The sequence below is a fragment of the Streptomyces sp. NPDC048484 genome, assembly GCF_040651415.1.
Lineage (GTDB): Bacteria > Actinomycetota > Actinomycetes > Streptomycetales > Streptomycetaceae > Streptomyces.
This window is the reverse complement of record NZ_JBEZJY010000063.1, coordinates 1-16,228: the sequence shown is the minus strand read 5'-3', so window position 1 is coordinate 16,228 and position 16,228 is coordinate 1. Positions and strand designations below refer to the sequence as shown.

Here is a 16,228-nt window from a genome sequence, read left to right as displayed (position 1 = left end):
CCGGCGGCCGTGGTCGCGGCCGGTGCCGCCCTCGCCGACGAGGTGGGCCTCGCCAACCTGACCATGGGTCTGCTGGCCGAGCGGCTGGGCGTGCGTACCCCGTCCTTGTACAAGCACGTGAGTAACCAGGAAGACCTCAACCGGCGCATCGCGGCCCTGGCGTTGAGTCAGGCCGCCGATGCCGTGGGCGGCGCGGTCCAGGGGTACGCGGGCCGCGATGCCCTGGCGGCGGCGGCGCGTGCCTTCCGTACCTTCGTCCTGGAGCACCCCGGCCGGTACGCCGCGACGATCGGCTTGGAACCGACCGACCCGGACGATCCGCTGGCCGCCGCCGGTCACCGGCTGCTCGGCGGGTTCACGGCGGTCCTGCGTGGCTACGAGATCGCGGAGTCCGACGTGGACCACGCCCTGCGCATGCTCCGCAGTCTCTTCCACGGCTTCGCCACGTTGCAGTCGGCCAACGGCTTCCAGTGGAGCGCCGACATCGACGAGAGCTTCGAGTGGCTGATCGCCTTCGTCGACCGAGGCCTGCGCGCCACTTGAGTGTCGCCGTCGACGATCACCAGTGGCGAGGCGAGTATGCGCGGGGGATTCTGCAGCACCGGTCCGTCCTGAGAGGCAGGGCGGCATCGTGAATGGCTTCGGGGCCCGAGGTCGTTCCGTGTTGGTGCGACGTGGAAAGTGAACGCTCAGACAGTTGTGGGCTGTCAGAGGAGGCCTGTACCGCACCAGTTCTGCTGGTTGAGATGGTCGAGCATGGCCGTCTCTGCCGAACCCGGATTGCGCCGCACGCCGACGAGGACGGGCTCGGTCAGGGAGGGCAGCAGCGGGCAGGCCAGTTCTTCGAAGCCTTCGGGGATGGCCGAGGCCGGGACCACAGTGACGCCCAGGCCCTGCGCCACGAGCCGGACCGCGGTGGAGATCTGTGACGCTCGGGCCACCGTGTGCGGGTTGAGGCCCGCGTCGGCGAGCAGGCGGGCGAGGTAGTCGTCGAGCAGGCTGGCGCGCCGGAACCGGATCCATCCCTCTGACGCCAGGTCTTCCAGGCGCAGGGCGGCACTGTTTGAGAGAAGCGGGTGCCCCTTCGGCAGGACGGCGACGTAGGCTTCCTCGCCCAGAATGTGAGTGTCGAAGGTGCACCCGGCGGGGATGCGGTGCACGAGGACCATGTCGAGGGTTCCCTGGCGGACCAGTCGTTCCATGTCCGCGGGATCGGGCTCCTCGTGGAGCGTCACCTGCAGCTTCGGGTGGCGATTGCGCAGCTGCCCCAGTACCGGGGGCAGCTGGCGTGCTCCCAGGCCCATGTGGACAGCCATGATGATTTCGCCTGCCAGTTCCCCGTCGGCGGCGCGGGCGGCCATGATGGCACGCCGGGATGCTGTCGTCGCGATCTCCGCCTCCGCTAGGAAAGCGCGCCCTGCCACCGTCACCGTCACCCCGCTCGGGGTGCGGGTGAACAGCTGCACCCCGAGGTGCTTCTCCAGGCTGCCGATCTGCTGCGACAGCGAGGGCTGAGTGACCCCCAGACGTTCTGCTGCCGCTGTCATGGAGCCCTCGTCGGCGACGGCCAGGGCGTATTTGTATTGGCGCAGGTTCATTCGAAATCCAACCTTCGACATGACATAGGAGATGCCAATGCAGAGTATACGTTTCCACTATTTGCCTCTATGTCAGGCCGGTCCTACCGTGGTGCACGTCCAGCGCGGCCACCAGGGCCGGAAAGCTGCGGGACGGCAGCGCGTCCCGCAGGAACGCCAGTCCTGCGACGCCAGCTGCCAAAAGCAGGATGAGGCACAGCAATGCGCCCAGTACTCACAGTCTCGACTCAAGGAGAAAGCATGCGTCTCGCGAATAAGGTAGCCCTCGTCACTGGCGGGAGCGCGGGCCTTGGTCTGGCGATTGCCCAGAGATTCGGAAGTGAAGGCGCCCACGTCTACATAACGGGGCGGCGGAAGGAGGCGCTCGAATCCGCGAAGGCTTCCATTGAGGGACATGTCACGGCGGTTACCGCGGACGCTACAGTGCCGGGTGATCTCGACGATTTGGTCGAGGTCATCCGTCAGGAGAGCGGGCACCTCGATGTGATCGTCGCGAACGCTGGAAGCATCGAGCGGATGAACTTCGGGGACGTGACCGAGGAACACTTCGACCGCACATTCGACCTCAATGCCCGCGGCACACTGTTCACCGTCCAGAAGGCGATGCCGCTTCTGCGAACGGGCGCCTCGATCGTTTTGCTGGGCTCGATCACGGCATTCAAGGGGGATCCCGGGGCAGGGGCTTACAGCGCGACGAAGGCCGCCGTGCGCTCCTACGCGCGCACCTGGGCGGCAGAGTTCGGCGACCGGGGTCTTCGGGTCAACGTGCTGAGTCCGGGGCCGATCGACACGCTCATCATCGACGGACAGGCCGAGTACTTCGGTCAAGATCCAGTAGCCCTCCGAGCCCACATGAGTGCCCTTGTCCCGATGGGCCGCCTCGGGCTTCCCGAGGAGATCGCCAATGGTGCGCTTTTTCTCGCCTCGGACGAGAGCAGTTTCATGACAGGTGCAGAACTCTGCATCGACGGCGGTATGGCTCAGGTATAGCCCGCTTCGGCCGGAGCAGAACTGGGCATGAGCTTGTCCTACGGTTCTGGCTCGGGATTACTCCGCTCATTCGTAGGATCGGTGAGTTCGAGAACTCCGGGTACGGCAGTTGGCTTGGCGCCGTTCGATGGCTGAAAACCCGGCCGCTCGGGAACTGCTGACGGTCACTCGCGTTGAACCCCGGGGGAGGTTAACTGTCCGCTCCTACGGGAGCTTCGGCGGGTGATTTTCCTGGTTATAAGGGTGACAGCGGCCCAGGTGATGAGCGATTCCGATTCTCTGAACTATTAGTATGCAAGCCGGAGGTCAGGAATGCGGTGCTGCGGAGCCTGGCTGACTGCACGGGGTGGATGCGGTTGGTGTCGTTGATGTGCGCGTGGAGTTCAAGGTGGAAGATCCGGTTCGCTGCCGCGAGCCGGTTGATGTAGGAGCCCCAGCTTTCAGGGTGGAGCGGAGCAAGAGTGCGTGGGAGCCTCCGGAGCCGGGCGGCGGCAGATGCCGGGTCATGCCGCTCGTCCTCGGTCAGCAGGGCGAAGACAGTCTGGGCCCTGTTTTGACACTTCGCACTGATCCATTGCTCCAGAAGTTCCTGGAGCTGATGCAGGGAGAACAACGGCTCGTCCTCGACCTTGCGGCCGCGGTATTCCGTCGAACGTCCGGTATGACCGGGGAGGAACTGGGCGAACAGCGAGGCTGGGTTCCCGGTGGTTGCGCGGGTGCCGGTAGCCCGCCAGCGACTTGACGTTCGCCAGCAGCACCGGATTGATCGCTCCCACCCGGCGGAAGGCCCATCCAGCGAATTCGCAGGCCCGCGCGGTGACTGCGAACGCCTCCGCGTCGTCCGGCTTGATCCGGGCGGACGTTCACCACCAGGTCGCCGCCGTCATCGAGCCGGGCGAAGAAGTCCGGGACGTGTCCGCGGCGGCCTCGCCGACCGGGCCAGAACAGCCGGAACGGCTGACGAGACAGAGCCGCGACCTGCGGATCGAAGTCCATCAGCATCGCGTGGTGGCGTTCCAGGTGGGACTCGCAGGACAGCTGCCCCGCCGTCGTGGCCGCCCAGTAGTCGTGAGTCACGGACCGTTGCCCTTGGTACGACTTGACCGTACGCACCGGCGACAACCGATCGAATCTCAGCGTCCAGCAGGCCGACAACGGCTCCCGACGGCGAACGCGGTCCTCATCGACGTACCCAACCTCGAACGCCGCCTGCCCCAGTTTCCCGACATCCACCGCCAACCCTCCGGCACGATCCCGGACACCGATCCCACCGATCCCGAGCAAAGCCCCGAGCGAGCACCGCCCACCACTGATTCGGCCTCAAACCATCCCAGAGAGGGAAACCACGTGAGACGAGTGAGAATCAGCGACAACACAGTCTGAAGTGACAACACAGTCTGAGATGCACCCCCTGACGGTCAGCCATGCCGGACATGGGCGTGAAGATGCATGTCGTGCCAGCCGTCAGCATGCAACGCCGCCCCACGGCGGACGCCCTCTTCCTCGAAGCCGGCCTTGATCGCCACGCGGCATGAAGCCTGATTGGCAGTGGAGTGCTCAAGTTCGAGGCGGTGGAACCCGCCCTTCTCCAGGGCCCAGTGCGTCAGCGTCGTCACCGCACGGGTACAGACGCCACTACCGCGAGCAGCCGGCATCGTCCAGTAGGCCACCTCGGCCTTGCCGTCCTCCAAATGCAACGACTTCAGCGACACCCTGCCCAGAAGTCTGTCGTCTTCGGCTCCGGCCACGGCCCAGTGGCCGCCGGTCTCACTACGCCAACCGCTTTGCCAGCCCTCGATCCACTCCCGTGCCTCCTCCACGGAGTCAGCCGTGCGTACGTGCCAACGTTGGATCTCTGGGTCCTGGAACGCCTCCGTCACGGCCTCGGCATCGGCGATCCGCCAAGGACGCAATAGCGCACCGCTCCCGATCGGCAGAGTCGGCTGATCGGAAGCGGCAAAGGCACCGACAGGTATCGCTGGAGCGACCAAGGAAGGCATGATCGGCATTATTCAAGGCCGCCGCCCCTTCCGAGACAGGACAGCTGTCTCAAGTGACATTGTCTCCAACCCGCGAACCCAACAAGGTCAGATGAGACGGGGGAAGGTGTTGTGAGGCGGGGCATCGGACCGACGATCCTTAGATCACGACAAATGGCAGAAAGCGGCCGAAATCTGATCGAAGGTGCGATTCAGATGCGTTCGCGATGCGGTCACTGTGACCGTTCGCCGAACGTTTCCTTCCGGGCCCGCCAGGCCCTGGTGACGCAGCGCCGCGAGCAGTAGGCGGCGTTCGAACGCCGGTCCGCCCCTGCCGCCCAAGTCGCCCCGCACTCGGGGCACTTGGCCTGACCCGCGCCGCTCAACTCCGCGGCCATCCGCTTGTACAGACGACGGCTCCGACGCCACTGCCTGGAACGACATGCCGCCGAGCAGTACATGGCCGTCGGCCGCGCTTCCGGCCTCAGCCGTTCACTCCAGCCCGCACACACCCGCTCACCGGCTTGCCCGGCGCCCTCGGACACCCGGCCAGCCCAGGCCTCAAAACTATTGGCGTGGGTTTTCGCGGAGACCGTGTTGGCGGTTGCGTGACAGCGGCCGAAAACATGTGCCGACGGTGAGGAACCTGCAGCAAACAACGGTCAATTCAAGCCGTTGTATTGGCAGATCCATGACAATCCTGTGCGTCCGATGTCACTCTGCTGTCGAACGTTCACCGTGTATTCGCACCCCCACACCCCCCACTCACACATCCCCCACATTCTCCCGTCTCACGCGCCGCCGAGTTCTCCGGCGCCTTCGTGTGTGCCGCCTCGTGCTGCGCTTCTTCCCGCTCCACCCCCGTTGCGGTCCGGCCGTACCCCGTCGGCCCGTTCACCGCCGGCCCTCACCCAGGGCCGGCCGTCGCAGGAGGAGAAGACATTGTCCGGGTTCCATCGCACCGCACGTCGGCGCAGACGCGCCGCAGCCCTGGCCCTCACAACCGCGAGTTCGCTGCTCGCCCTCGGCGTCCAAGGCGGACCCGCATCCGCCGCACCCGCCGACCCAGGCCCTTCGAAGATCGTCGCCACGCCGCGGGCCGGCGCCGCCCAGCCCACCCTGTCGCCCGGCGCGCGCACCTCGCTCATCAAGAGCGCCACCGCCAAGTCCGGTGACACCGCTGAGGAACTCGGCCTCGGCGCACGGGAGAAGCTCCTCGTCAAAGACGTCGTCCGGGACGCCGACGGCACGACACACACCCGGTACGAGCGAACCTTCGCGGGGCTTCCGGTCCTCGGCGGCGATTTCGTGCTGCATCGGAAGAACGGCCGGAGCACCACCACCAAGTCCGCCCGCACCACCATCACGGTCCCGACCACCACGCCCAGGATCTCCGCGGCCCGTGCCGCCGACAAGGCGCTGGCGATCGGCGATGCGTCCGATGTGGAGCGGTCCGAGGTCGAAGGCAAGCCTCGTCTCGTCGTCTGGGCCGCCGGGACCAAACCGGTCCTGGCCTGGGAGTCCGTCGTCGAAGGATTCCAGGAGGACGGCACACCCAGCGAACTGCACGTCGTCACCGACGCCGCCACCGGGAAGGTCGCCCGCAAGTACGAGGGCGTGCACACCGGAACGGGCACGGGCCAGTACAACGGCACGGTTCCGCTGGGCAGCACGGCGACCGGTTCGGCGTACGAACTCGTCGACGGCGAGCGTGCCGGGCAGCGTACGTACGACCTGAACCAGGGAACCTCCGGCACGGGCACACTCTTCACAGATGACAACGATGTCTGGGGCGACGGCACTCCGGGCAACCGGCAGACCGCCGGAGTGGACGTCGCCTTCGGCGCGGCGGCCACCTGGGACTACTACAAGAATGTTCACGGTCGCAACGGCATCCGCAACGACGGCGTGGCCGCCTACAGCCGCGCTCACTACGGCAACAGCTACGTCAACGCCTTCTGGCAGGACGCCTGCTTCTGCATGACGTACGGGGACGGTTCGGGCAACGCCAAGCCGCTGACGGCGCTGGACGTGGCGGCCCATGAGATGAGCCACGGCGTCACCAGCGCCACCGCCAACCTGACGTACTCGGGGGAGTCGGGCGGCCTCAACGAGGCGACCTCGGACATCTTCGCCGCCGCGGTGGAGTTCAACGCCGGCCTGGAGGCGGACGTTCCCGACTACCTGGTCGGCGAGAAGATCGACATCAACGGCGACGGCACCCCGCTGCGCTACATGGACAAGCCCTCCAAGGACAGCCGCTCCCGCGACTACTGGGACGCCACCCTGGGGAGCATCGACGTCCACTACTCCTCAGGGCCGGCGAACCACTTCTTCTACCTGCTGTCGGAGGGCAGCGGAGCGAAGACCGTCAACGGAGTGTCCTACGACAGCCCGACCTACGACAACGTGCCCGTGGCGGGCATCGGCGTCGAGAACGCGGCCCTCATCTGGTACCGCGCGCTGACGACGTACATGACCTCGTCGACCAACTACGCGGGCGCCAGGGTCGCGAGTCTGAAGGCCGCGAGTGACCTCTTCGGGGCCTACAGCGACACCTACCTCGCCGTCGCCGCGGCCTGGGCGGGCATCAATGTCGGCGACCGCATCGCGATCGGAGCCAACGTCGCCCCGATCGACGACCAGACCTCCGGCGTCGGTCAGGACGTGTCCCTGCAGATCAACGCGTACACCACCAACACGGACGCGACCCTGACCTACAAGGCCACCGGCCTGCCCGACGGACTGACCGTGAGCGACAGCGGGCTGATATCCGGAGTCCCGACCACCACCGGCACCAGCGAGGTGACCGTGACGGTCACCGACAGCACGGGCTCGACCGTGTCGGACACCTTCGAGTGGCGGGTGGCGAACATCTACGGCAACGCCACCCGTGTCGACATCCCCGACAACGGTGCCGCGGTCGAGTCGCCCATCACCATCACGGGCCGCCCGGGCAACGCCTCGGCGACAACAGAGGTGTACGTCGACATCGTCCACACGTACCGCGGCGATCTGACGGTCGATCTGGTGGGCCCCGACGGGACCGTGTACGCGCTGCTGAACCGCAGCGGGGGCTCGGCCGACAACGTCAACCAGACCTTCACCGTCGACGCCTCGGCGCAGCCCGTCGACGGCACCTGGAAGCTGAGGGTGCGGGACGTGGCGTCGATCGATGTGGGCTACATCCAGCAGTGGCGCATCACTCCCTGACGCGTCGCCTGTCTGCCTGACCGCCCGCCCGGACCGTGTCATGGTCCGGGCGGGCGGTGCGTGCGGGGCCCGGCTCGGGCCGGCCCGACATCCCGGGCCGGACGGCGGGCGAAGTCGGCATCCTTGCGACCTGATGGCGGATTCATCCAGGCGGGTTGTTTGCGTGGCTGTAGGACCGGCTGAGGCATGAGCGGTTACTGGTTGGGGAGTTACGGAGCGCGAAAACACCTCTGTCCTTCACCGTCGTCGTCCACCGCAGGCCACCGCAGGCCGCCGCAGTCCACCCTCGTGCATCGCCGTGCATCGCCGTGCACCGCCGTGCACCGTCAAGGAGTTGGCCCATGTCCGACGTCGTCTTCACAGCCGGGTTCAGCTCGACGAGTCAGTGGGTGGTCGGCCGGTCGTCGGCCTATCCCGCGGGCGGCCCGGTCAATCCGTCCGACGACAAACTCGACCACCTGGTGTCCGACCCGGCCTACTCCCGTGACGGAACCTTCCGCGCCACCCGTCGGCCGGACGGCCTGTGGAGCGCGGGCCTGCTGACCACCGAGGGGAGCGAGGACGGCTTCGTCGTGCGCACGGGGGACGTTCTGGAGACACGGGTGCGCCTGCCCACCGAGTTGGGGGCCTGGCCGGCCATCTGGACCTGGCGGGACGGCGGCCAGGAGATCGACGTGTTCGAGTACCACCCCGAGAATCCGGACCTGCTGGAGCTCTCCAACCATGTGCGCGGCGGGCATCTCTATCACCGTGACGAAGCCGTCCGTCCCGGCGAGCACGTCGAACTGCGTGTGGAGTTCGGCGCCCGCTCCGTGGTCTGGTGGGTGAACGGCGCACGGACCTTTGCCGACGAGCGCGGCGTAGGTGAGGACTGGTGCGCCTACCTCATCGTCAACCTCTCGGTGTGCGCCGGGCGCTACCACCCGCCTCCTGACCCGCAGACCGAGGAGATGTCGTACGTCGTGGAGCACCTGCTCGTGCGCCGTCCGTCCGGCGGTGACGCCCCGGCGGGCTGAGGTGCAGCCTCGACTCGCTCGGCAACCCGAACACGGTCCGCAACTACGGGAGCGTCCCAGCGGTGCCTTCTCTGCTTTTGCCCGCAGGCGCCGCATTTGGTGCCAGGTGGCGAAGTGCCGGAGAAGCTGACGGTGTTCTGGTTCCTCAATGGTGGCGAGCCGTTCGGTCAGCCACCGCTGGTAGAGCATGAGCTGCCGGTCGACTCGTGGGAGGACACCGCTGTCCATCAACAGGTCACGCAGGTGAGTGACGGTTCGCCAGGGAGTTTCCTGGTTCAGCCCGTCATGGGCGAGCCGGGTACTGCCGGTGGCCAGGCCCTGAAGGAGACGGGAGACGTGGGGGTTGCGGAGCCAGATCCTACGCGGCGGTCGGCTCCGGGTCCGGGGTGCTCAGTGCAGGGGTGGACAGCTGTAGGCGGTGGCCCGTGTTGAGCCGGATCGCGCCGCAGGGCCGGATGTGGGTCCAGAAGAGCGGGGTCAGGGCGCGTTTGTCCTCGTCGGTGAGACGGCTGTATGGCCTCACCGGTCTCTGCGCCCTGGAACGGGCTGGTCTTCCGCGTCGAACGCGAGCTGAGTGAACGTCACCTCCTACCAGGGCTGCGCGAGGCGGATTCACAAGAGCGCAAGCGTTCAACGCGTTCACGGTGCCGGCCACTGCGACGGGTTGTCGCAGCACGCCTGCCCGGTGCGTAATGGCAGCACTCCCGTTCCCTCAACTCCTGGGCAGTGTGCGGCGGCCGCCGATCCGGTGGCGCGTCAGGGCTGATTCAAAGTCCTGGGGATCGTGGAAACGTGCAGGTCGCCGTCGTGTGACGATCCGGCGGAAGAGCGTCACGAACACAACGAAGCTCCGGTTGACGGGGTGACCTTGCCAAGTCGCCCTGCCCGTCCGGAGCTTCGATGTGCCGCCAGTCTGCCACTGTCTGTCTGACCAAGTCGCCCACTGCCGCCCAGCGGGGCGTAAGCGGTATCGCCGAACGGCTGGCCGTTCTTCGCGATCCGCGAGATCGGCGGGGACGGCGCCATTCGCTGGTATCGGTCCTGCTCACCGCCTGCTGCGCGGTGCTGGCCGGGGCTCGCTCCTATCTGGCCGTGGGCCAGTGGGCCCGCCACGCACCTCTGGACGCACTCGCCCGCCTCGGCGTGCGCGCCGCCGGCCCGCTGGGCGTGCGCCGCGCACCGTCGAGTTCGACCATCCGCCGCCTGCTGACACTGGTATGTCCCGGCGGGCTTGCCGACCTGCTCGGACGCGACCCGGCAGGCACCCGGCACCTGGCCGTGGACGGCAAAGCAGCCCGCGGCTCGCGCACGGACACCGGGCCCGCCGCCCACCTGCTCTCCGCCGTCCTGGAAGGCGGACGCACCGTCAGCCAGTTGCGGGTGCCGGACAAGACCACCGAGGTCACCGGCTTCCCGAAGCTGCTGGCCCCGTTCGACCTGGCCGGTGTTGTGGTGACCGCCGACGCCCTGCACACCCACCGCGAGCACGCCAGGTGGCTGGTGGAGGCGAAGAAGGCGCACTACGTGCTCGTGGTTAAGCGGAACCAGCCGACGCTGCACGGTGTGATGCGCTCGCTGCCGTGGAAGGAGGTGACCGCACGCCGCTACGACCGGGAGGCGGGGCACGGGCGGCGTGAGACCCGCTCGGTGCGCACGCTCACCGTCACCGGTCTCGGGCTGGACTTCCCGCACGTGGCGCAGGCCGCGAAGATCCACCGGCACCGCACCGACCTCAAGACCGGCAAGATCACCCGCGAGACCGTCTACGCCATCACCGACCTGCCGGCGCGTGAGGCATCTCCCCAGGCCATCGGCCAACTCGCCCGCGCGCACTGGGGCATCGAGGCCGTGTCAGAGACACCACGTTCGGCGAGGACGCCTCGAAGATCCGCACAGGGCACGGACCGGAGAACATGGCCACGCTGCCCGGCTTCGCGATCAGCACCCTGCGCACCGCCGGGCACCACAGCATCGCCGCCGGCCTGCGCGAGGTCTCCTACACGCCCTTCACCCGTCCGCTGGACTTGATCGGACTACCCTGACCAGCAACGCCACGTGATCGCTAGGACTTTGAATCAGCCCTGCCAGCGACCCTGACAGGCAGACCGCACCCTTGTACATCGTGACCGAAACAGGCACCTGCACCGACGAGGCGGGCAACGTCCTCGCCGAGGAAAGCATCCACCTGGGTGTCCGGACCTGCGGCACGCACCTGGAAGCCGAGCACGCACTGCTCACCGGCTCCTTCACCGCAACAGGCCGGATCGCCGACCGTCTCTTGAGTTCCCTGCCGCGCGTCCTTGTGGTCCCCCGCGGGCAGCAACGGTCGGCACTGCTGTGGCTCCTGGAATCAGAGATCGAACGCGACGAACCTGGCCAACAGGCAGTGCTCGACCGGCTTCTGGACCTCGTCCTGATCGAAACTCTGCGCGACTGGTTCGCCCTCCCGGAAGCGTCCGCGCCTCGGTGGTACCGCGCCACGCGCGATCCGGTCGTAGGCACTGCTCTCAGGGCGATTCACGACGAACCGGCTCGGCCCTGGACCGTCGGGACACTGGCCTGTGAGGCACAGGTGTCGCGGGCGACGTTCGCCCGCAGGTTCTCCGACCTGCTGGGCGAGCCACTCATCTCCTGCCTCACCGGATGGCGCCTGTGCCTGGCCTCCGACCTGCTGCAGCGCACCGACGACACCATCGACTCCATCGCCCAGCAGGTCGGATACTCCGGCGCCTTTGCGCTGAGCGCGGCTTTCACCCGCGAATACGATGTCCGTCCCAGCCAACACCGGGCCCTGTCCGCACGACGTACCTGACCCTGCCTGTTCAGCCGGACAAGACGGTGCCCACGAGCGGGGGCACTGAGGTCAGGGTCCGGTCATGGAGGGCAGCAGGTAGTCGCGAATGAACGCCCTTGAGTTGATCTCCTTGCCGGCGCTGTTGACGCTGTCGCTGCTGGTGTTCTCGCTGGTTACGAGCACGATGTCCGCGCTGGGAATTACGTAGATGAACTGCCCGCCGTATCCCCCCAGCGCGGTGGGCGGTTCGGTCGGCGTCTCCGCCCGGCGTCCCCGGGGTCGGCTTGCTCCGGCCGCCCGGACCCAGTTCCGCAGTGTCTCCGGGTTGACTCCCAGATCAGCGGCGACCGACCTGATCGTCGCTCCAGGCCGCGACTCGTACAGCGCGACCGCGTCCGCCGGGAGTGTCTGATCAACAGATCCGCCGTTGATCAGACACTCCCCCGCGAAGGCCATGCTCGTCGACGCCGATCGCGGTGACACCGCCGAACCGGTTGGCGTCATCGATCAGGGTGCGCTTGGCTTCGGTCAGGACAGCGTCGTTGGCGGTGTTCCATCCGACCCCGGGCCCTTCGGCGACACGCGAGACAGTCATCTGCTGCACCGCGATGCCTTCGAGCGCCCACCGCAGGCCGCGCCGCGAGAGCTTCGCTCGAGGCTCGGCTGCGCGGCTGGTGTCTTGGCGCCAGACGTGTCCGCATCCTGTGCAGCGGTACCGGCGGATCGTGATCAGCAGGAGTGTCGGCCGCCAGCCGAGGGGCTCATGAGCCAGCTGCCGTGTCACGGTGTCTGGTGGTGTGCCCTCGCAGCCGCAACGGCGGCACCATTGATCCGGCTCGCCAACGCGGCAGGCCAGAACTGCTCGGTCGGACTCCAGACGCTGGCCGGTGACCTCCAGCCCGAGCGCGTCGAGCCGAGCGAACGTGGTCAGGTCGGGACCGGTAAAGGTGTCAGACAAGTCGTGAAGTTCTGGATCGGTTGCGACCTTCCAGTCGAGCATCCCGTCACGGCGTAGGGCTGCTCATCGCCGTCGCGGGTGTTGTGGCCTGCGACCGTTGGGGATATCAGGCGGCGGTCGCGGTGGCGATCGTCGCGGCGAGCTCACGAGAACGGTCGTGGGCGTCGGCCATGGATGCCTCGTGCACCGGGAGAAACTCCGCCAGGGACGGTGCGTGGGGGGCCATGGTCATCTCGGGGACCACGGTGGCGACATCGAGACCCAGCTGACTCTCATGTCCGAGCACCGCCTCAGTGGTGGGCACGACGTAGTCGAGGCCGTGGTTGGGCGCGCCGGGACCGTAGCTGCCACCTCGGGAGGAGATCAGCACCGCCGGACGTCCGGCAGCCGGGGACGGCTTGAATGTGCGACCGAAGACCATGATCTGGTCGAGCCAGGCCTTGAACACCGAAGGCATCGACAGGTTGTACATCGGTACCGTGAACAGGTAGGCCCTGGCGCCGAGGAACTCCTCGATGAGTTCGTCCTGCAATGCGGCTGCGGCAGCCTGCTCGTCGGTGTGACGGGCGGGATCGGTGACGCGGGCGGTGATGCCGGCAGCAGTGAGATGGGGCACGGGTGCCGCGGCGAGGTCGCGGTGGACAACCTTGCCGTCCCAGCCTTCCAGGAAGGACTGTGCGACCTGGCGGGAGACCGAGGCCTCGCCGAGCGCGGAGGAATCAATGTGAAGCAGGTACGACATGGCTGGGTGTTCCCTTTCAGTAGTGGCGTGAGAGCGCGTTCCAGTTATCGACCAGAGCGAGTCGTTGTCGTGAAGGGGTGTGTGGTTCGCCGACTGGGTGTTACATACTGGTAGTGCGGTTGCACACCAGATGAGAGGCGAGGCGAGTGGGATGGCGTCAACGCGACGGATCAGTGGTCCGTGCCAGGCGTGGCCAGAGGACAGCGCTTTCATCCGTGAGGTGCTCGATCGCATCGGTGACAAGTGGACAGTGTTGGTCATCAGCACCCTGAGCACCGGCTCGCTGCGCTACTCCGACTTGCAGGCGAGCATCGCGGGAATCTCGCAGCGGATGCTGACCCAGACCCTCAAGCACCTCGAGCGAGATGGACTGATTACGCGGACCGCGTACCCCGAGGTCCCGCCGCGAGTGGAGTACGAACTGACGGATCTGGGGCGGTCCCTGTTGGGTGCGGTGACGGCGATGGCTGGTTGGGCCGCCGCCCACCACAGTGAGATCGCCAGCAACCGGGCCGCCAGGGAACTGACCGGAGTCGGGCGAGGCAAGACATCGGCCAGCGCGTCGGCAGGCTGAGCCGTCGGTGGTGCTCATCGCTCCGTGGCGTCGGGCGCATCGGAGGTGACGGCCCCCTCGTCGTTCGTCTCAGCGCTCACGGTCTCGTCGACGGTGTCGATGTGGCACACCCCGGTATCGGGCTCGCACCATCCGCTGGCGGGGGCCGCCACGACCTGGTGGTGGTCGCCCTTCGCTTCCCTCATGACACACGCACCCTCGGCACGGGCCCGGCCACCTGCTCCAGCAGTTGGTCGTAGACAAGGACCTTTTGGGCGCCCGGGGCGGCCACCCGCCGATCGAGGACGATGAACGGGACGCCGACTGCGCCCAGCTCCAGGCCCTCGTCTCGGTCGGCGCACACGCGGTCGGAGTACTCGGTGCTCGCGAGGATCTCGCGGACTCGCTGCCCGTCTAGCCCGACCGTTTCCGCGACGCCTGCGAGGGTGTCCGGGGCATAGGGGTTGAGGGTGCCGGCGAAAAAGCCGTCCTGGACGCTGGAGAAGAACTCGAACCCGCGGCCCTGGTCGTTGGCGTACTGCACCACGCGATGTAGATCGAATGTGTTGGCATTCAAACGGTCCAGAGAGAACTCGAGCCCCTCCTTGCGTGCGATCGCCTGCATCTGGCGCTCGGCCTGGAGGACCTCGGCGGCGGTGCCGCCGTGCGCACGGATGAAGCTCGTCTCGTTTTTCTCCGGCTCCTGTGGCGCGCCCGGGTCCAGCTCGAACGACCGCATGACGATCTCGAACCGCTCCGCGTCCGGACGCTGCGCGATCGCGGCCTGAAGCCGGTGCTTTCCGACATAGCACCACGGGCAGCCAAGGTCAGACCACACCTCGATGACGACCTGCGGCCCCTCGGGTTGCGTTACCTGCTTAACCATCTTCCTTCCTCACCTCACTGGTAGTGCGTAACACCATTATGAGTGCGTAAGAGAGGGCTTACAAAAGGCACTTTGAAGTGCGTCAGCATCGCCCGCCAGGCACTACACCCTCATCTGCGAAGAGCCCGAAAAGTCGCAATGCAGCCTCGCGCCCACGGCCGCTGGGCCGCTTGCCTCCGACTCCAAGGCCCTGTCCGACCTGGTGTAGCTGGCCTTCGTGGTGGGTTGCCGGAGCCGGTCCACTCGCACACTGCCGGGGCGTCAGCCGGTCCCTGGTGTGCCCAGGCCCGCGACGAGCCGCTGGTGCATCGAGACCGACTACCGCGAGATGGAACAGGCCCTCGGTCTGGGCGACTAGGGTGCGTATTGGGTCGTGATCAATGGGTGGTCCGGGTGAGGTCTTTGATCCAGGTCATCGAGGCACGCAGGTGGAGGCCAGCGAGGTAACTTTCCGGCGTTTTGTCGTATCGGGTGGCGATACCGCGCCAGGCCTTCAGCCTGTTGATCGCGCGTTCGACGGTGTTGCGCTCCCGCGTGCTCGCCGTCACCGAGCTGCGCGACGACGTGGTCGGCGCGGTTCTCGTGCCCGGGCTGCATCGCCCCGAGCAGGCCCATTAGGTTGAGCAGCTCCTGCTGCACCTCGGGAGTGAACAACCCCCTCTCCTCCTCGGTGTCGAAGCTCAGCCGGGCTGTACCGCCGCCGTGCGCGGCCCGCAGCCGGATGGCCTCCATGAGGAGGTCGAACTGCGCCTGGGGCATCCGGGCCCGCAGCGCGTCGACGTAGAGCCGGTAGCGCAGCCGCGCGACCTCCTGAGGGTCGCCCTGGTCCGCCACGACCGTTCCCCCTCCTCCGGCGCCGGGGCCGGCCGTCAGATCCGCCAGGAGCGGATGCGGTCGGCCGCGTCGTACCCGTCGGCCGGGTGTGCGGCTATCACACTGTGCCCGTCCGGCATGGGACTGCGTTCACCGTGCGGGCCGCCATGCTTAGAAGTCATCTCATTTGGTTAGTCTGCGGCAGCAGATGAGGGTGCAGGCGATGCTGGTGAAGGCGAGGAAGTGGTCGGCTTTGCGTTCGTAGCGTCGGTGGAGGCGGCGGCAGTCGGCGATCCAGGCCATGGTGCGCTCGACGGTCCAGCGGTGGCGGCCCAGCCGTTGCGAGGACTCGACTCCCTTGCGGGCGATGCGGTGCGTGATGCCCCGTTCGCGTAACCATCGCCGCAGGTGGGCATAGTCATAGCCCTTGTCGGCGTGGAGCTTGGCGGGCTTGCGCCGTCGTCGTCCGCGACGGGAGCGGATCGGTGGTATGCCCTTCACGAGAGGGATGAGGGCCTGGCTGTCGTGCAGATTGGCCCCGGAGATACCGACGGATATGGGCAGACCCGACCGTTCCGTGATCAGGTGAACCTTCGAACCGTACTTGCCCCTGTCGACAGGATTCGGACCTGTCAGATCCCCCTTTTCAGGGCCCGCATGTTCACCGAGTCGATCGCACAGCGGGA

15 protein-coding genes and 4 pseudogenes are annotated in these 16,228 nt (G+C 67.1%); 7 read left to right on the top strand and 12 right to left on the bottom strand.

Going from position 1 to position 16,228, the window contains the following annotated elements; all coding sequences use genetic code 11:
- Positions 1 to 9: 9 nt before the first annotated feature.
- Complete coding sequence (locus tag AB0D14_RS39680) at positions 10 to 543, top strand: WHG domain-containing protein (protein ID WP_362788798.1); 534 nt, start codon at positions 10 to 12, stop codon at positions 541 to 543.
- A gap of 164 nt (positions 544 to 707) precedes the next feature.
- Here AB0D14_RS39680 and AB0D14_RS39675 read toward each other — a convergent pair whose 3' ends face one another.
- The gene (locus AB0D14_RS39675) at positions 708 to 1,598 is read right to left on the bottom strand and encodes a LysR family transcriptional regulator (RefSeq protein WP_362788753.1); all 891 of its coding nucleotides are present in this window, start codon (positions 1,596 to 1,598) and stop codon (positions 708 to 710) included.
- Between the two features lie 240 nt (positions 1,599 to 1,838).
- Between AB0D14_RS39675 and AB0D14_RS39670 the strand changes: the two genes are divergently transcribed.
- Positions 1,839 to 2,588 (top strand): SDR family oxidoreductase, encoded by a 750-nt coding sequence (locus tag AB0D14_RS39670; protein WP_362788750.1) that lies wholly within the window; start codon positions 1,839 to 1,841, stop codon positions 2,586 to 2,588.
- 522 nt (positions 2,589 to 3,110) lie between these two features.
- On the opposite strand, the gene AB0D14_RS39665 is transcribed toward AB0D14_RS39670, so the two are convergent.
- Together AB0D14_RS39665 and AB0D14_RS39660 are read right to left on the bottom strand one after the other, a co-directional pair.
- Positions 3,111 to 3,701 (bottom strand): hypothetical protein, encoded by a 591-nt coding sequence (locus AB0D14_RS39665; RefSeq protein WP_362788795.1) that lies wholly within the window; start codon positions 3,699 to 3,701, stop codon positions 3,111 to 3,113.
- 305 nt (positions 3,702 to 4,006) lie between these two features.
- Positions 4,007 to 4,588 (bottom strand): GNAT family N-acetyltransferase, encoded by a 582-nt coding sequence (locus AB0D14_RS39660; protein WP_362788746.1) that lies wholly within the window; start codon positions 4,586 to 4,588, stop codon positions 4,007 to 4,009.
- Positions 4,589 to 5,509: 921 nt separating this feature from the next.
- Between AB0D14_RS39660 and AB0D14_RS39655 the strand changes: the two genes are divergently transcribed.
- Together AB0D14_RS39655 and AB0D14_RS39650 are read left to right on the top strand one after the other, a co-directional pair.
- Positions 5,510 to 7,780 carry a M4 family metallopeptidase gene (locus tag AB0D14_RS39655; RefSeq protein ID WP_362788743.1) on the top strand — a complete coding sequence of 757 codons (2,271 nt, stop codon included), beginning with the start codon at positions 5,510 to 5,512 and terminating at the stop codon, positions 7,778 to 7,780.
- A gap of 341 nt (positions 7,781 to 8,121) precedes the next feature.
- Positions 8,122 to 8,796 carry a beta-glucanase gene (locus AB0D14_RS39650; RefSeq protein ID WP_362788740.1) on the top strand — a complete coding sequence of 225 codons (675 nt, stop codon included), beginning with the start codon at positions 8,122 to 8,124 and terminating at the stop codon, positions 8,794 to 8,796.
- A 358-nt stretch (positions 8,797 to 9,154) separates the two neighbouring features.
- Here the strand turns inward: AB0D14_RS39650 and AB0D14_RS39645 are convergent, their stop codons facing one another.
- Positions 9,155 to 9,319, bottom strand: a complete 165-nt coding sequence (locus tag AB0D14_RS39645; RefSeq protein WP_362788737.1) for a hypothetical protein — start codon at positions 9,317 to 9,319, stop codon at positions 9,155 to 9,157.
- A 377-nt stretch (positions 9,320 to 9,696) separates the two neighbouring features.
- Here AB0D14_RS39645 and AB0D14_RS39640 point away from each other — a divergent pair, with 377 nt between their 5' ends.
- Together AB0D14_RS39640 and AB0D14_RS39635 are read left to right on the top strand one after the other, a co-directional pair.
- Positions 9,697 to 10,824 (top strand): ISAs1 family transposase, encoded by a 1,128-nt coding sequence (locus AB0D14_RS39640; RefSeq protein ID WP_362788734.1) that lies wholly within the window; start codon positions 9,697 to 9,699, stop codon positions 10,822 to 10,824.
- A 94-nt stretch (positions 10,825 to 10,918) separates the two neighbouring features.
- Positions 10,919 to 11,608, top strand: coding sequence for an AraC family transcriptional regulator (locus AB0D14_RS39635; RefSeq protein WP_362788731.1), 690 nt, complete (start codon positions 10,919 to 10,921; stop codon positions 11,606 to 11,608).
- Positions 11,609 to 11,884: 276 nt separating this feature from the next.
- On the opposite strand, the pseudogene AB0D14_RS39630 reads toward AB0D14_RS39635, so the two are convergent.
- The 3 genes and pseudogenes from AB0D14_RS39630 to AB0D14_RS39620 all read right to left on the bottom strand — a co-directional run.
- A pseudogene (locus tag AB0D14_RS39630) lies at positions 11,885 to 12,046 on the bottom strand (transposase); the annotation flags it as partial.
- Positions 12,045 to 12,590: pseudogene (locus tag AB0D14_RS39625) on the bottom strand (ISL3 family transposase); the annotation flags it as partial. The pseudogenes AB0D14_RS39630 and AB0D14_RS39625, both read right to left, overlap by 2 nt.
- Before the next feature lie 64 nt (positions 12,591 to 12,654).
- Complete coding sequence (locus AB0D14_RS39620; RefSeq protein WP_362788729.1) at positions 12,655 to 13,290, bottom strand: NAD(P)H-dependent oxidoreductase; 636 nt, start codon at positions 13,288 to 13,290, stop codon at positions 12,655 to 12,657.
- A gap of 220 nt (positions 13,291 to 13,510) precedes the next feature.
- On the opposite strand from AB0D14_RS39620, the gene AB0D14_RS39615 reads away from it, so the two are divergent.
- On the top strand, positions 13,511 to 13,864 hold the full coding sequence (locus tag AB0D14_RS39615) for a helix-turn-helix domain-containing protein (protein ID WP_362788726.1): 354 nt from the start codon (positions 13,511 to 13,513) through the stop codon (positions 13,862 to 13,864).
- Between the two features lie 14 nt (positions 13,865 to 13,878).
- Here the strand turns inward: AB0D14_RS39615 and AB0D14_RS39610 are convergent, their stop codons facing one another.
- The 5 genes and pseudogenes from AB0D14_RS39610 to AB0D14_RS39590 form a co-directional block, all read right to left on the bottom strand.
- Positions 13,879 to 14,049, bottom strand: coding sequence for a hypothetical protein (locus AB0D14_RS39610; RefSeq protein ID WP_362788723.1), 171 nt, complete (start codon positions 14,047 to 14,049; stop codon positions 13,879 to 13,881).
- Positions 14,046 to 14,729 carry a DsbA family oxidoreductase gene (locus AB0D14_RS39605; protein WP_362788720.1) on the bottom strand — a complete coding sequence of 228 codons (684 nt, stop codon included), beginning with the start codon at positions 14,727 to 14,729 and terminating at the stop codon, positions 14,046 to 14,048. Before AB0D14_RS39605 ends, AB0D14_RS39610 begins: the two co-directional genes overlap by 4 nt.
- Positions 14,730 to 15,106: 377 nt before the next feature.
- Positions 15,107 to 15,262, bottom strand: a pseudogene (locus AB0D14_RS39600) (IS5/IS1182 family transposase); the annotation flags it as partial.
- 336 nt (positions 15,263 to 15,598) lie between these two features.
- Positions 15,599 to 15,724: a hypothetical protein gene (locus tag AB0D14_RS39595; RefSeq protein WP_362788717.1), complete on the bottom strand. Its 126-nt coding sequence runs from the start codon at positions 15,722 to 15,724 to the stop codon at positions 15,599 to 15,601.
- A 1-nt stretch (position 15,725) separates the two neighbouring features.
- A pseudogene (locus tag AB0D14_RS39590) lies at positions 15,726 to 16,228 on the bottom strand (IS5 family transposase); the annotation flags it as partial.

Bases quoted from the DNA above. Each gene is read 5' to 3' on its own strand.
- AB0D14_RS39610 (WP_362788723.1), bottom strand. From the start codon at position 14,049: ATGAGGGAAGCGAAGGGCGACCACCACCAGGTCGTGGCGGCCCCCGCC.
- AB0D14_RS39660 (WP_362788746.1), bottom strand. From the start codon at position 4,588: ATGCCTTCCTTGGTCGCTCCAGCGATACCTGTCGGTGCCTTTGCCGCT.
- AB0D14_RS39620 (WP_362788729.1), bottom strand. From the start codon at position 13,290: ATGTCGTACCTGCTTCACATTGATTCCTCCGCGCTCGGCGAGGCCTCG.
- AB0D14_RS39640 (WP_362788734.1), top strand. From the start codon at position 9,697: ATGTGCCGCCAGTCTGCCACTGTCTGTCTGACCAAGTCGCCCACTGCC.
- AB0D14_RS39670 (WP_362788750.1), top strand. From the start codon at position 1,839: ATGCGTCTCGCGAATAAGGTAGCCCTCGTCACTGGCGGGAGCGCGGGC.
- AB0D14_RS39605 (WP_362788720.1), bottom strand. From the start codon at position 14,729: ATGGTTAAGCAGGTAACGCAACCCGAGGGGCCGCAGGTCGTCATCGAG.
- AB0D14_RS39675 (WP_362788753.1), bottom strand. From the start codon at position 1,598: ATGAACCTGCGCCAATACAAATACGCCCTGGCCGTCGCCGACGAGGGC.
- AB0D14_RS39650 (WP_362788740.1), top strand. From the start codon at position 8,122: ATGTCCGACGTCGTCTTCACAGCCGGGTTCAGCTCGACGAGTCAGTGG.
- AB0D14_RS39595 (WP_362788717.1), bottom strand. From the start codon at position 15,724: ATGACTTCTAAGCATGGCGGCCCGCACGGTGAACGCAGTCCCATGCCG.